At 61.0% G+C, this 14776-nt stretch carries 15 protein-coding genes; 8 read left to right on the plus strand and 7 right to left on the minus strand.

Going from position 1 to position 14776, the window contains the following annotated elements; all coding sequences use genetic code 11:
• Positions 1-214 precede the first annotated feature (214 nt).
• Positions 215-1177 (minus strand): protein-methionine-sulfoxide reductase catalytic subunit MsrP, encoded by a 963-nt coding sequence (gene msrP, locus HK439_RS12790; protein WP_190291901.1) that lies wholly within the window; start codon positions 1175-1177, stop codon positions 215-217.
• 174 nt (positions 1178-1351) lie between these two features.
• Complete coding sequence (locus HK439_RS12795) at positions 1352-3328, minus strand: elongation factor G (RefSeq protein ID WP_419247588.1); 1977 nt, start codon at positions 3326-3328, stop codon at positions 1352-1354.
• A gap of 447 nt (positions 3329-3775) precedes the next feature.
• Here HK439_RS12795 and HK439_RS12800 point away from each other — a divergent pair, with 447 nt between their 5' ends.
• Complete coding sequence (locus tag HK439_RS12800; protein WP_190291903.1) at positions 3776-4057, plus strand: hypothetical protein; 282 nt, start codon at positions 3776-3778, stop codon at positions 4055-4057.
• 91 nt (positions 4058-4148) lie between these two features.
• Here the strand turns inward: HK439_RS12800 and HK439_RS12805 are convergent, their stop codons facing one another.
• The 3 genes from HK439_RS12805 to HK439_RS12815 all read right to left on the minus strand — a co-directional run bounded on the left by HK439_RS12805 (position 4149) and on the right by HK439_RS12815 (position 7300).
• Positions 4149-4631 (minus strand): DUF992 domain-containing protein, encoded by a 483-nt coding sequence (locus HK439_RS12805; RefSeq protein WP_190291904.1) that lies wholly within the window; start codon positions 4629-4631, stop codon positions 4149-4151.
• Between the two features lie 224 nt (positions 4632-4855).
• Entirely contained in the window at positions 4856-6055 is a 1200-nt protein-coding gene (locus HK439_RS12810) for a pyridoxal phosphate-dependent aminotransferase (protein ID WP_190291905.1), read from the minus strand.
• A gap of 117 nt (positions 6056-6172) precedes the next feature.
• On the minus strand, positions 6173-7300 hold the full coding sequence (locus HK439_RS12815; protein WP_190291906.1) for a hypothetical protein: 1128 nt from the start codon (positions 7298-7300) through the stop codon (positions 6173-6175).
• A gap of 251 nt (positions 7301-7551) precedes the next feature.
• On the opposite strand from HK439_RS12815, the gene HK439_RS12820 reads away from it, so the two are divergent.
• The 5 genes from HK439_RS12820 to HK439_RS12835 all read left to right on the plus strand — a co-directional run bounded on the left by HK439_RS12820 (position 7552) and on the right by HK439_RS12835 (position 10256).
• Positions 7552-7851, plus strand: a complete 300-nt coding sequence (locus tag HK439_RS12820; RefSeq protein WP_190291907.1) for a hypothetical protein — start codon at positions 7552-7554, stop codon at positions 7849-7851.
• Positions 7848-8024 (plus strand): hypothetical protein, encoded by a 177-nt coding sequence (locus HK439_RS12825; protein WP_190291908.1) that lies wholly within the window; start codon positions 7848-7850, stop codon positions 8022-8024. The genes HK439_RS12820 and HK439_RS12825 overlap by 4 nt, the downstream gene beginning before the upstream one ends.
• A gap of 555 nt (positions 8025-8579) precedes the next feature.
• On the plus strand, positions 8580-8990 hold the full coding sequence (locus HK439_RS12830; protein WP_190291909.1) for a DUF3775 domain-containing protein: 411 nt from the start codon (positions 8580-8582) through the stop codon (positions 8988-8990).
• 144 nt (positions 8991-9134) lie between these two features.
• A complete protein-coding gene (locus tag HK439_RS27120; protein ID WP_268956897.1) occupies positions 9135-9260 on the plus strand; it encodes a hypothetical protein in 126 nt (41 codons plus the stop codon).
• Between the two features lie 33 nt (positions 9261-9293).
• Positions 9294-10256 carry a DUF1624 domain-containing protein gene (locus tag HK439_RS12835; protein ID WP_190291910.1) on the plus strand — a complete coding sequence of 321 codons (963 nt, stop codon included), beginning with the start codon at positions 9294-9296 and terminating at the stop codon, positions 10254-10256.
• Here the strand turns inward: HK439_RS12835 and HK439_RS12840 are convergent.
• On the minus strand, positions 10246-11097 hold the full coding sequence (locus HK439_RS12840) for a choline kinase family protein (RefSeq protein ID WP_190291911.1): 852 nt from the start codon (positions 11095-11097) through the stop codon (positions 10246-10248). The two genes, HK439_RS12835 and HK439_RS12840, sit on opposite strands and share 11 nt — an antisense overlap.
• Before the next feature lie 131 nt (positions 11098-11228).
• Here HK439_RS12840 and HK439_RS12845 point away from each other — a divergent pair, with 131 nt between their 5' ends.
• Positions 11229-11513 (plus strand): SelT/SelW/SelH family protein, encoded by a 285-nt coding sequence (locus HK439_RS12845; protein WP_190291912.1) that lies wholly within the window; start codon positions 11229-11231, stop codon positions 11511-11513.
• A gap of 396 nt (positions 11514-11909) precedes the next feature.
• Entirely contained in the window at positions 11910-12167 is a 258-nt protein-coding gene (locus HK439_RS12850; RefSeq protein ID WP_190291913.1) for a DUF1344 domain-containing protein, read from the plus strand.
• Positions 12168-12221: 54 nt separating this feature from the next.
• Here the strand turns inward: HK439_RS12850 and HK439_RS12855 are convergent, their stop codons facing one another.
• Positions 12222-14753, minus strand: coding sequence for an EAL domain-containing protein (locus tag HK439_RS12855; RefSeq protein WP_190291914.1), 2532 nt, complete (start codon positions 14751-14753; stop codon positions 12222-12224).
• Positions 14754-14776: the final 23 nt, after the last annotated feature.

Consider the following 14776-nt stretch of genomic DNA (forward strand, 5'->3'; position numbering starts at 1 on the left):
CGCAAAAGCAATTTTCAATTGACAGCTTGTCGCAGCCTCTGGTGCAAGGCCGCACGCATCCCCATATCAAGGAAGACGGACAGAAACGGTCCGTCGTCCCCTCCCCGAGATCCGCTCTCCCCCGGCGGATCTTCATAAACTTAGGGCCGGACGCCAAAAGCGCCGGCCCTGTTTTCTTTTCAGATCAAGTCGGTGGCCGTATCGCCTGTCCGGCCTACATGAACAGCTTTTCGTTCTTCATGTCCTTGTAGAGATAGGCGACCTGCTCTTCATAGCCGTTGTAAAGCAGGGTATCGCGGCGTTCGTCGGTCCCGAGCAGCCTTTCGCTCGCCTGGCTCCAGCGCGGATGCGGCACCTTGGGGTTCACGTTCGCCCAGAAGCCGTATTCCGATGCCTGGATTTCCTCCCAGAAACTCACCGGACGCTTGTCGGTGAAGGAAATGCGCACGATCGACTTGATCGACTTGAACCCGTATTTCCAGGGCAGGGCCAGCCGCAGCGGGGCGCCGAACTGTTTGGCGAGCGGCTTGCCGTAGACCCCGGTGACCATGAAGGTCAGCTCGTTGGTCGCCTCTTCCATGGTCAGCCCCTCCACATAGGGCCAGGGATACCAGCTCTGTTTCTGGCCGGAGGCGACATCGGGGTTCTTGAACGTCTCGAAGCGGAGATACTTGGCCCCCGATTTCGGCCCGGCCAGCTTGACCAGCTCGGAAAGCTGGAAACCGGACCAGGGCACGGCCATCGACCAGGCCTCGACGCATCGGTGCCGGTAAAGCCGTTCCTCCAGCGGCATCTTGGCCAGGAGGTCATCGATACCAATCGTCTGCGGGTTGTCGATCATGCCGTCGAGCACCACGCTCCAGGGCCGGATCGGCAGGGCCTGGGCGGCGCGTGCGATCTGCTTGTGCGACCCGAATTCATAGAAATTATTGTAGACCGACGTGACGGATTCGGGCGTCACGTCCCGGCCCAGCGTGTAGGCCTCGTTGCGCGGAACCGGATAGAGCTTCGCGCTTGGATCGTCCTCGGCAAAGGCAGGCCGTGTGAACATTCCGGCTCCCAGCGCCAGGCTTCCCCCGGCCATGCCGGCGAGAAACCGCCGCCGGTTCCAGAAGACGTCCTCCGGCGTTGCCGCGCTTTCCGGCAATTCCCAGGACCGTTTGTGAATGATGTTCATGGCGTCTCACTCCTTGTGCTGCCCTGAAAGATCGGCAAATCGGAGTTCAAAGGCAAATAACGCCCAAGTTACTTTTCGCTGAAAACCCGTGACCGTTCTGTCTATCGGCAAGGGCGGCCCGTTCAAAAGCCCCTGCGCCGGAGCGAACCGGCGCAAGGTATCATCGAAGGGGTTTCAAGCGGCCTGTTGCCCGGCCCGGCGCAGCGCATCCTCGGCAGCCTTGCCGGTGAGCTCCGCCATGTGGTCGAATTCGGCCGTGTAGCTTGCCACCCCTGCGGTTGCCGATCTGAGCTCGACGATCAGATCGCCGATTTCGGCCTGCGGCATCAGCGCGTTGACCTCGTCCCAGCCGTCCCAGCCCGGACGGCCGTCGAACCCGAGCAGCTGACCGCGGCGCGCGGACACGATCGCATTGATCTTGGCCGTGGCCTCGCTCGGACAGACGACGACGACCTTCATGACCGGCTCCAGCAGCACCGGCTTGCACTCCTGCAACCCTTCGCGGATCGCAAGGATCCCCGCCATCTTGAACGCCTGATCGGAACTGTCGACCGAATGATAGGATCCGTCGGTGAGGCACACGGCAACATCCACCACTGGAAAACCGAGCGGCCCGGCCTGAAGGGCTTCGGCAACACCGTCCTTCACCGAAGGAATGTACTGCTTCGGCACAACGCCGCCGGTGATCGTATCGGTGAACTGGACGCCTTCACCGCGCGGCAACGGCCTGATGTCCAGCACCACATCGCCGAACTGGCCGTGTCCACCCGATTGTTTCTTGTGCCGGCCGCGGACTTTCGTGCCCACCCGGATCGTTTCCTGATAGGGCACATGAGGCACGGATGTATCGATGCTGAGCCCGTATTTGCCCGAAAGCCGTTCCTTAGCCACCCTGAGATGCATCTCGCCCTGACCGCCGAGCATGGTTTCGCTGCTCGCCTGGCTCTGGTGCAGGCGAAGCGACGGGTCCTCCTCGATCAGCTTGCCGAGAGCCGAGGACAGACGCACTTCGTCCTGGCGCTTGGATGCAGCCACGGAAATCGACAGCACCGGCTGGGGCAGGCTGAGCGCGGACGGGCCGGCTCCGTTGGCCGCCTCATGCGCCGATATCTGCAGCCGTTCGCCGGTTTGCACATCCTCGAGCCGGCCAAGGCCGACCAGGTCGCCGGTTGCAGCCGTCGCCCGCTTGACTGCCTGCTGACCGAATATCGTGAACACCCCGGACACCTTCACTTCGCTGCCGTCGGCCCGGTAGAGCGTGTCGCCGTCGCTCACCTGTCCGCCCAGGACCCGGGCGATGGAAAGCTTGCCGCCATGGAGCGTATGCAGCGTCTTGACCACCTGAACCGCAGCGCCACTGCCATCCACCGAAAGACGGTCGCGGGTGACCGTCACATCCGGCGTCTCGTGGCGAAGCGCCTTCAGGAGACGCCCGACACCGTTGCCGTGTTCCGCCGACCCGAAAAAGACCGGACAGATCAGACCGTCCCGGAGTTCACGCACCAGATCGGCGAATACAAGATCCGGATCGGGTGCGATGTCCTCCAGCAACGCCTCCATCAGATCGTCGTCATGATCGGCAAGCGTCTCGAGCATGGTGTAGCGGGCTTCCAGCTCCCGGGCCTTGTCCGCATCGGACATGTCGACAAGGGTGCTTTCTTCCTGTTCGTGGTAGACATGGGCCCGTTCCAGCGCCAGGTCGATAAAGCCCTTGGCTTCACCGCCTTCCCAGATCGGGATCTGCCTTAGAACCAGAGGAACGGAGGACGCCGGCTGCAATACCTGCAGGACATCGCGCACGCGCCGGCTGCTCTTGTCGATCTTGTTCAAAAACAAAACCCGCGGGACGGCGCGGGCTTCCAGGCTTTTCAGGATCAGCTGCAAGGCGGGTACCTTGCGCTCGTCGTCCTCCGCGACGACCACCGCCAGATCCACGCCGTCGAGAACCCCTTCCATTTCCGACAGGAATTCGACCGAGCCCGGGCAATCGATGAAACTGTAGCGATCACCGAGATATTCGGTCTCCGCGAAGTTCGCTTCCACGCTCATGCCATGGGCGCGCGCTTCCGGAGACCCGTCCCCTACCGTGTTCCCGCCGGCGACCGTTCCCTGGCGCGCCACCGCTCCCGTGCGCGCCAGAAGCGCCTCCATGAGACTGGTCTTGCCACTGCCGAACGGCCCGACCAGCGCGATGCATCGCGTGCCTGATCCTGATGTGGAACCGGAATTGTCTGCCGTGTCGCGGGCCCCGCCGTTCTGCCCGCCCTTACTGCCTTCCGCCATGAAGTGCCTCCCGTTGGTACTGGGGTTGAAACCCTTACCAGCGCCGACAAGGCCACACATGAACTCAGCTCATTCAGGCTGGACGCGGCCCGCCGCGCCTCGCCCCGCCATGGGGGCGGTTCTTCATCGTCGCGCCGATTGAACCAATAACGCAAGGGAAACATATGCGGCAGCGCAACATGGACAGCGCTCCGCTCTCACCCCACATTATAAGAAGCCCTATCCCCGAAGGACTGAACAATGCCGTCAAGTCCCGACATATTCAGCCGAAATGCCGATCGAATATCCGTCACCAGGACCGCACCGCTCGGGATATTGAAATCCGCTCTTCTGACCGGCCCAATTCTCCTTGGCCTGACCCTTGGCGGATATGCCCAGACGCAGCAGTTGCGCGGGATCCCCGACGACCCCAGGTCGAACCTGCCGTCGGTCAAGGGCATGCTCCAGAGGCAGCAGGACCAGCAGATCGGCACCTTTTCCACCCGGCAGTCCATCGAACAAAGCGAGCGGCGGCAGAATGTGGACCGGATGAACGAAAATAACAGGGGCTGCACATCGTCCACCGGCACGGACTGCCTGCCTCCTCCCGCGAAATAGAGGTTTCCGTGCCGACTTCATGCGCCGGCCCGGCAAAACCAAAAAGGGCCGGCAAATGCCGGCCCTTCCTGAAACGGTCCTTCGTGACGGATCAGTCGATCGGCTTGAGCGTCAGCTTGCTCACGCCGACGGTGATATTGGTGCCTGTCTGGCCTTCGATGCTGAGCGGGTTCAAGGCGATCGACTTGTCGAGCCCGCCGATCAGCGCATTTGCCTTGAGGCCTGCGCCGAGGCTTGCCCCTGCGGTCACGCCGCCATAGTTGCCGGCGAGCGCCCCGGGCTGCATGTCCGCGCTCGGCGCAACCACGCCCCAGATAAGCGTGGCCTGATCGACGGATCCGATATCGATCCCGAAATCGCCGACCGTACCGGTGTAATATTCGACCGGACCGCCGGTGGCCGGCTTGTAGTTGCAGCCGAGCGTCGCCGTGGATCCGATGATGAAATTGGTTTTCTGCTCGACATTGCAGGTCAGTTTGCCGACCTGGAGACCAGGTGCATCCTTTGCCAGAAGGGGCGTCGCCGAAGCGACGGTGGCAATGAGGGAAAGTGCAATCGGTGCCAAACGTTTCATTCTTAACTCCTATGCTACCTGACCGTAACGCGGACGGACGGCCTTTGGTTCCCAGCCCCGGCCCACGGGACTTGCCCTGTGAGGACCTGCACGACACACACACCACCCATATGGCCCAATTGTGTTGTTTAAAAAAAAACGGTTTCTGACCGGAGCGGTCATCCCGTCAGGCAACAAAAAAGGGCGGATCGCTCCGCCCTTTTCTTATCCGTATGAAACCGGTGTTACTTCAGGTTTCCGCAGAAGCGCTGGATGCGCGTGCAAGCTTCCGTCAGGGCCTCGTTCGAGGTCGCATAGGAGATGCGGAAGTTCGGGCCGAGGCCGAAAGCCGATCCGTGAACGACAGCAACGCCCTCGGCTTCCAGCAGCTCGGTGACGAAGTCCTCGTCCGTTTCGATCACCTTGCCGGACGGTGCCGTCTTGCCGATCGTACCCGCACAGGACGGGAACACGTAGAAGGCGCCTTCGGGAACCGGGCAGTGAATGCCCTGCGCCTGGTTCAGCATCGAGACGACCAGATCGCGCCGGCCCTTGAAGATCTCGTTGTTGACCGGAAGGAAATCCTGCGTGCCGTTCAGAGCTTCCACCGCCGCCCACTGGGAGATCGAGCAGGGGTTGGAGGTCGACTGGGACTGGATCTTGGCGATGGCCTTGATCAGCTCGGCCGGACCGCCGGCATACCCGATGCGCCAGCCGGTCATGGCATACGCCTTGGACACCCCGTTGACCGTCAGCGTGCGCTCGTAAAGCGCGGGCTCGATCTGGGCCGGCGTGGTGAACTTGAAGTCGTCGTAGACCAGATGCTCGTACATGTCGTCGGTCATCATCCAGACATGCGGGTGCTTCATCAGCACATCCGTGATCCCCTTGAGCTCCGCTTCCGTGTAGGCGGCGCCCGACGGGTTGGACGGCGAGTTGAAGATGATCCACTTGGTGCGCGGGGTAATTGCCGCTTCGAGCGCCTCCGGCGTGATCTTGAAGGTCGACTTGTCGGCGTCGACGATCACCGGAGTGCCGCCGGCCAGAAGAACCATGTCCGGGTAGCTCACCCAGTAGGGCGTCGGGATAATGACCTCGTCGCCCGGGTTCAGAGTCGCCATCAGGGCATTGTACAGCACCTGCTTGCCGCCGGTGCCGACCGTGATCTGGTCCGGCGTGTAGGTCAGGCCGTTTTCCCGCTTGAACTTGGCGCAGATCGCGGCCTTCAGTTCGGGGATACCGTCCACCTTGGTGTACTTGGTCTTGCCCTCGTTAATCGCCTTGATCGCGGCCGCCTTGATGTTGTCCGGGGTATCGAAGTCCGGCTCACCGGCACCCAGGCCGATGACGTCCATACCCGCTGCTTTCAGTTCAGCTGCCTTGTTGGTGACTGCAATGGTCGCGGATGGTTTAACTCGCGCCAGCGCGTCGGCGATAAAGCCCATAATGCCCTCCATGGGAAACGGGAAGTTTCAAGCGCGGCGGACCCTAGTCTCGTACGTCGCAACACGCAAGACAAAGCGGCGCTTCAGCGTAAAAAAGACGCTGGTATTGAGACTGTATCAGGAACGGGCTTCGAGAATCAGCTTCGGCGTGCGGTCCGCATCAATCAGGGACGCTTTAAGACGCTTCTTCTTGGACTGGCCGTTCAGGCTGTTGACCACCACCGACTGGGGCACGTCGACGTTTTTCTGCGCCGCCTCCAGGAGCGTGACATAGCTCTTGGGATGCAGAAGCGTTTCCGTGATCGGCTGCTGATCGATCGATTCCTGCGTCAGGTGATAGGCCTTGTGCGCGGACTTGTTCGCCGCAACGATCATGCGGTTCTTGGTATTGACCACGATGATCGGCGCGCCGCAGATGTCGAAGACCTGTGCATAGTCGACGTCGCCGGCGGCATGGCCGGCCGAAAACAGAACCCCGCCCACACTGCCGCCGAACCGGAAATACATGGCCTCGTAGGTCAGTTCCACGTTGTCCGACGATGCGAGCAGGAATTTGGCCCGGCCGGTTGCGCTCTGCCTGCGTGCCAGCGAGGTCAGCGCCAGCGAGACGATGGACCGGCCCACCCTTTTCTGGATATGGGCGATGTTGCGGCCCAGGATCAGCTTGGCGTCGGAGATCTGGAAGCTTTGCAGGAACCCGGCACTGGCGAAGCGGACATAGCCGAAATTGTCCACCAGAAGCACGATCCGGTTCGAGCTCGCAACGAAGTGCTGCAGGATCGGCGCAAGGCCCAGGACGATATTACCCGGATTGGCATCGTCCTCGCCAAGCGAGGGAAAGCAGATGGCCAGCAGCCGGCCGCCTTCCAGCTCATAGCGGTAGGCCATGAGCGGAACGCCCGGAATGCGGTGGTCCGCGCCGCCGCCGACGTCATAGGGTCCGGCCTTGCCATCCTTGATCGCCCCTTGAACCAGGCGCAGGATTGTCTTGCGGTCTTCCGGCGTGAGCAGACGCAAGGCCTGGGCGGATTGCGCTTCCTGAAGATCCTTGATCTCGCTGTTGAAGCTTTGCGACCCGCTCTCGTTCCACAGGATGCTCTTGCGGCTGATGTCGGCGATGAAAAACTGCAGCCCGGCCAGATGAAGTGCCGGACCCAGCGTGTCCTTATCAGCTTCGGGAGACTTCTCGACGTCAGAGACCGCAGTCTCCTCCGTTTCCCGACGTTGCGCTACTTGTGTACTCATTCGCGTGCCTGGCCGATCTGTTCGGCAATACATGGGTTGAAAAGTATGATCAGGCTTAAAAGCAAAAAAGTTATGAAGACGATTCAGACAATCCCAAACATCTGACGGTTCTTGTTTCTTCGCCTTTCGTCGTCGCGAATTGCGACCACAATCCGGTCACGAAATGACACCGGAAGTGCCCCAAATCGGTCGGCAACCCGGCCAAATCGACCGCCATTGTTTTCCTGTCGCAACCAACGGAGGACAAAGCGATGGTGTCGAGACAATACCGTGAAACCGATTTCCAGGTCGAGACTCACGACAATCGTGCGCTGCTGAAGGTCATGGCCCTGTCGACACTGGCGCTGTTGGCGATGGTGGCCGGCATCGCGTTTCCGCAAAACAACCTGCTGCTTCTCCTGTGCGCAGCCTTCATCGCCATGTTCGCCGCAACGCTTTGCCTTGCCGGACGCCTCGGCGCAGAACTGGCCGGGATAAACGGTGACGGAGACGAGCTTGATCCCGCCCTGACACGGATCCGGGTTTCCTCCACCGGGAGTTACAAACAGTGATCCTGACGAAGCTCAAAAAGGCATCGGCCAATCCGGTCCTGCATGAGGCGCGGCCGTTGCTGGTTGCCATTACGATCGGACTTGTCCTTGCCCTGACACTGACCGTTGCCGCGGCCTGGCGCCCCGATCATCCCGTCCCGACGCAGACAACGGAAACTTCCGGTTCGATATGACGCCCGAACGCACAGGAATTCCGCGACTAGTTTTCGGAAATGATTCAGGGCCGGCCCCGGTAAAACCAAGCTGGGAGCCAACGACAACCACCAGATTGCTGTCGTTGGCCCCCGAGTGCCCGGTCCGCCCCCGGTAATCAGACTTTTCAGCCCTTTTTCGATCCGGCCCTGCCTTTGCCGTACCCCGCTTATGCCCGGTGCGGGAAAATTCCGACGGCAACATCTTTTCTTCCGGATCGTCTTTCTTGAAATAAATGCTAATCGGCACCCCTCCGCCCGGGCAAGATATTTCGCCGGGAAAGGACCATATCCGTGATTTCCCGGACCCATCGACTGAATTTCGGGGATAACTCTAGCTTTCACTTGATTCCGATTTTTAACCGACCATCCCCGGATCGGAGCATTTGGTCCGCACAGATCCACCAGCCGAAAAAGCAGATCCTGTGCCCGGGACCTGCCCGTCTCAGGGGCAGGCCAATGCGATCGATGTACAAAATCGTTGCTAAGCGGCGAGACCCGAACCATAAAGAAATCAATAGCAATTGGGAGCCTGCCATGGACGTCGATTTGACCCTGTCCGCGGAAACAATCCGCCTTCTCGCCCAGAAGGCCCGTGCCGTCTCGTCCCACCTCGAAGACACGTTCGAAGATGGCCACGAGGGTGACGTCGAATTCGATGAGGAAACCCTGACCGACACCCATAGCCATGACGGCCTGGCGGAAGAAGAAAACGACGACATGTCCGACGAGGAGCTTCGGGAGCTGATCGAGGATCTCAATGTCGATGAAGCAGCGGAACTGGTTGCGGTTGCCTGGATCGGCCGCGGCGATTTCGACGCGGAAGACTTCGAACAGGCCGTGGAAGAGGCCCGTGAACGTGCCGTCGGCCCGACTGCCGACTACCTGATCGGCATGCCGCTTCTGCCGGATTATCTGGAAAACGGCCTCGACGCTCTTGATCTCTGACCGGCGGTTTTCCACCGGCAGAGCGTTTCACCGGAATGTTCTTTTGGAAAACCCGGTTAATTGTTCATTTACCAACTTCACGAAACTCCTGCCCTCCTGCAGGCTGTCAATCAGCGACAAACGGGAGCAAGGAGCTTTCAGGCAATGTTCCAGGATCACTCGGAAAGTGACACCTTCACCGTTCACAAACCGTCTCCGTGGCCCCTTGTCGGCGGCATTCTCGCCTTGGCTGCGGTGGTCTGCACATTGCTGCTCGCATTCGGGAACTAGCCTCCGTTCCTTCCGCACGCCCCGGCATCGTCCATGAAAACGCCCCGCATACCGGCGATTGACGCCCTGCGAGGCGTCGCCATCCTGGCGATGATCGCCTATCACCTGTCCTGGGATCTTTCCTGGTTCGGCTTCGTCGACTGGCCGGTCTCGGAGGGACCGGGCTGGCGGATCTTCTCCGGCGCGATCGCCGGTTCCTTTCTGTTTCTTGCCGGCGCCGGCCTGGTTCTTGCCCACCGGGACGGGATCCGCTGGAAGGCCTTCTGGAAAAGGGAGGCGGTTATTGTCGCGGCGGCACTTTTCGTTTCCGCGGGCACTTTCCTGGCCTTCTCCAATATTTTCGTTCGCTTCGGCATTCTCCATTCGATCGCCGCCGGCAGCCTGATCGCCCTTCCCTTCGTGCGTCTGCCGGCCGTGGTATCCTATATGGCAGCGATCGTGGTGGTCACCCTGCCCCGCTGGGCAAGCACCCCGGTCTTCGACGGCGATCTGTTCTCATGGACGGGCCTGGGCACGCCGGCATCCGGCTCTGTCGACTATGTTCCGCTCGCTCCCTGGCTCGCCGCCGTGCTGCTTGGTGTCGCGGTCTTCAAGACCCCGGGCATACCGGCTGTTCTCGATGCGCTGCGTCCCATGCGCCTCGCCTCGTGGCCCGGCCGCATGATCCGGTTATGCGGCCGCAGGTCGTTGACGATCTATCTGCTGCATCAGCCGATCCTTTACGGGCTGGTGTGGTCGCTGGCCGCCGCGGGACTTGCCCCCGACCGGGCCGCGCTCGATTTTCAGGAGAACTGCATCAATTCCTGCGTTCTGGCCCGCGGCACGGACGCGCAATGTTCGAAGATCTGCGCCTGCACCCTGAACACGCTGAAGGAAGACGGCCTGTGGGAGCCTTTGCTGACAAATCCGGAAGATCCGGAACTTTTGCAGGACATGAACAACCACTATTCCGCCTGCAGTTTTCCCCCCGAGAACACCGAAACGCCTAACCGCTAAGCCTCGCAAAGGTGCCGAGCGCCCGCTCCAGCCGGGTCCGGGCAAAGGCGTCGAAGTCGGCGGAAGCGTTCCCCTTCCTCGCCTGATCGAGTGCCCAGAGCACGGAAACCGCATCGCAGCGCACCTTCATCCTGAGGATCTCCGGGACCGGATCTGCCATCCCGGGCCGGTGCGCTGCATAGGCCTCCAGAAACGCCCGCTCCTCGCCCGGGTCAAATTCATGCTCCAGGATCGCATAGGCGAGATCCCAAGCCGGACTGGCCATGGCCGAATATTCCCAGTCGATCAGAACCGGGCCATCGCTCCCGGCCAGAACGTTGCCCGGCGACAGGTCACCGTGGCTTGGAACGGAACCATGGGCATCCGCGACCGGTCCCAGTCGCGCAAGCGCGTCCGCCAGGGGATCGAAGACCGACAGCAGGTCCGGCCGGCCGGAAAGGCTTGCGCGCTGGTGGGCAATCAGTCCGTCCGGGTCGATCATCCCCCGGAACCGCAGCGGCGCCGAATGCAGCCTGCCGACAAGCCGGCCGAGCGCTGCCGGTTCCACTGATCCAGGCGCACCGCCTTGCCCGATCGCCCGGGTGAGCAATATGCCGGTGCGGGGATCGAGAACGAGCGCCGGCGGTGCGATGCCTTGTTCGCCGGCAAGGGCCAGATTGTGGGCTTCCGCCTGCCGGTCGATCAGCCCGGCATTTTCCGGCCTTGGAAGACGAAGCGCAAAATCGCCGCCAGGCGTGGTGACACGATAGACCCGGTTCGTCAGGCCGTTCAGCCGGAAAACGGACAGAACGGGATCGAGGATCTCCTGCAGGTCCGGGTTGGCTTCAAGAGCCTTGTCCACGGACTCTCGGTCTGCATCTTGCGAGATCGGAAAATTCGAATCTGGCGCTGGCGGATGAGATGTCATTTGTGGCACTTATTACTCAACTTTTTTCAGGCTCTCAAACGCGCCCCTTCATCCGGACAGATCCCATGCAAGACCTGCCTTCCCCGCATATCACCATAACCTACTGCCGCCAATGCGGCTGGCTGTTGCGCTCCGCCTGGATGGCGCAGGAAATCCTGTCGTCCTTTTCCGAGGAGGTCGGGTCCCTGACCCTGATCCCGGGAACCGGCGGAACCTTCGTCATCGCCTGTGACGGCAAGACGGTCTGGGACCGGACAATCGACGGCGGCTTTCCCGAAGCCAAGGTGCTGAAGCAGCGGGTCCGCGATCTGGTCTGGCCGGAAATGGATCTCGGCCATTCGGACCGTTAAGGGCCGGTAGCTTCAGTCGCTTCAGCCGCTTCCGTCTTCACCGCCTCGTGGATCCGGATGACGGCCTTGCGCTCCCCCGGCAAGCGGGGCGCCGCCGGCCATCAAAAAATATTCTTGAGGCAGGTGATTTCGGTCGAAATTCCGCCGCAATCCGGGCGCCAATCTCACGACTGCGGAATGACACGCGCCCCGCGTAAGCCCTTCTCCGGCCAGCCGTATTCCAGCTCCGTCAGAGGACCCAAGCCGCTGGAGCCACCCGGGGGAACCGGGCCGGGCCCCGCCGCGACAGCACCGCACGAGCAAAACAGTTTCGACCTGTTCTCAATCCCGTGGCAGCCGGCAATCCGCCCGGCGGCGGTCCTATCAAACATGCCTGCTCTGAATGGAGTAACTTCAATGCGCCTGTCTCTTCTCGCAGCCCTTGCCGTTCTGCTTCCCCTGTCCGTTTCCGCCGCCTACGCGGAAGACGCCAGCGGCCAGGTCACCGAAGTCGATACACAGACCCGGACCATCGTTCTGGAAGAAACAACGACCTTCATCGTCGATGACGGCGTCCACATGAACAGCGTGGATGTCGGCGACAACGTCCAGATCAAATTCAGCTCGGCGGCCGACGGCACGCTCCACGCCTCCGAAGTCACTGTAACGGAATAATGGCCTGGCGCTCGCCGGACGGAGCTTCTTTCCGGCGGGCGCGCCTCTCCCTGTTCAGGCCGTCTTGGCGCGAATAGTCCATCGACGCCCTCTGCCTGGAAGCATTAGATCCAGTTTGGACAACGGCACCGGATGACTGAAAAGATAGCCTTGAACCTGATGACATCCGACCGCCCGGAGAAAATCCAGCTGTTCGGGCGCTTCAACCCCTTCGGCGACGGTGGTGACCTGGAGCGAACGCGCCAGCCCGGTCACGGCCTTCACGATTGCGGCACAATCGGCATTGCTTTGAACCTTTGACACGAAAGACCGGTCGATCTTGATCTTGTCAAAGGGAAACTCCTGCAGATAGGTCAAGGAGGAATAGCCTGTTCCGAAATCGTCGAGAACCACGGACGCACCGAGTTCCCGCAAGGCGTGAAGCGTTGCCAGGTTTTCTTCGTTCTGCTGCAGCAGGACCGATTCCGTGACCTCCACTTCCAGCCGTTCCGGCGCCAGACCGGTCTGGGCAAGCGTGGCTTCGATCACCTGGAACAGTTTCGGATCCCGGAACTGAACCGGGGACAGGTTCACCGCGACCTTGATATGCGCAGGCAGGGTCATCGCGTCGGCGCACGCCTTTCGCAACAGCCATCCGCCGAGTTCGAGGATCATTCCGGTTTCCTCGGCAAGTGCAATAAACGTGCCTGGAGAAATCGGGCCGCGCACGGGATGGGTCCACCGCGCCAGGGCTTCGACACCACACGTACTGCAGGTGCCCAGGTCGGTAATCGCCTGATAGTGCAAATCGATCTGTTCAAGGGATAGCGCTTCCCCGAGATCGGCGGCCAGGCTCCGCCGCGACCGGGTTTCGGCGGCCATCACGGGATCGAAAAACCGGTATCCCTTCCGCCCTTCCGATTTTGTCTTGTAGAGCGCGAGGTCGGCTTTTTTCAGGATATGGTCGGGCGTCGCGCCGTCTTCGGGCGCGATGGCAATGCCGATGCTCGTTGTAACGACGACTTCATTGCCGTCGATCAGGTAGGGCCCGTTCACGGCATTCAGGATATCTCTTGCGAGACGGGCCGCCGTTTCCCGCTGCCGGCCGCCATCGGTTGCCTGAAGGATCGCAAACTCGTCACCGCCAAACCGCGCCACCGTATCGCGCGCGCCGGCGCAGTCTCGCAGGCGTTTGCCTATTTCGATCAGGAGGGCATCGCCGACAGGATGCCCGAGCGTATCGTTCACGGCCTTGAACTGGTCGAGATCAAGAACAAAGACCGCGAAGGTCTCTGCCCTGTCTTTCAGCCTGGCAAACGCGCCTTCGACTTCCTCGAGGAATGTCAGGCGGTTCGCCAAGGACGTCAGGGCGTCCTGCCGCGCCATGAGCGCAATCTTTTCTTCGGCGCGATGACGCTCGGTGACGTCGTCATGCGTCGCCACCCATCCGCCGCCCGGCATCGGACGATTGATGACATTGATAACCCGTCCGTCATCGGTCTCGATGATATGGGAAATCGCCTCGCCCTTTTCCAGGGCCGCCATGACTTTTGCCGTGAACGCCTTCACGTCGCCGTAGTCGACCCCCATCCATTTTCGAAATTCGATGACCTCTTCAAAAGACATTCCGGCACGGATCGCATCCGGCGGAATCCTGTACATGTCGAAATAACGCTGGTTGGACAGCACCAGGCGCGAATTCGCGTCCCACATGTTCAGGCCCTGCGACATGTTCTTCAACGCGGCGTTGAAATGCATGTTGCGCAGGCGCAGTTCTTCCTCCCGGCTCTTGAGAAGCCGGTTGTCCCGTTCGATTGTTTCCCGGAAGGCGGCGACAGCCCGCACCATCTTTCCGATTTCGTCCTTCCGGCCGTTATCGTCAATCTCGACGTCCAGTTTGCCCGAGGACACATCCTGCATGAGATTCGTGATCGCCTGTATCGGACCGACAATCGATCTCGACAGGACCAGGGCCACGAAAAGACTGACGAGAACGGCCAACAGGCCACCAATGATCAGCAGGCGTTTCCTGGCGCTGGCCTCGCTCGCCAGATCTCCGGTGAAGGAGCGCGTTTCGTCGGCCACATGGAGGAAGAAGGAATCCAGGTTCTCGGCAACGACCTTGAACTCGTCATCGACCATACCCAGCATCATCGTTGCCATCGGCGCATCGACGCTGCCGACGTCTATCGTGTCCCTGGCGACATGCTCATATTCTTTCCACTTGCCCTGGAGCATCTGGATCCGGTCGCGCTCCGCGGCAACGAGATCCTTTGGCTCGGCCAGTTCCGACAGAAGTGCAAAGGAGGCATCGATATCCTTGAAGACGTCTTCATTGACGCCCTCCAGCAAGGCGGAATCGACGCCGTTGCTGGCCCAGGAGACATAACGGAAGATACCCACATGGGCCGCGACCGCCTTGTCCTTGAGCCGGGAAACCAGGAGCTGTTTGGGCAATGTGGCCGTTGACAGCCGGTTGAGCCCGACGTCCATGTTCGTGATCGTGAAATACGCATTCGCACCGAGAATGACGAGGCAGACCACGAGCAGGGCATAGGCGGCCAGCATCTTGGTTCGAATGGAAATGTTACGCAGCAGAAATGCCATCGCCAGCGCCCCAGGCGTGTCTT

The organism is Roseibium aggregatum (genome assembly GCF_014692675.1).
GTDB lineage: Bacteria > Pseudomonadota > Alphaproteobacteria > Rhizobiales > Stappiaceae > Roseibium > Roseibium aggregatum_C.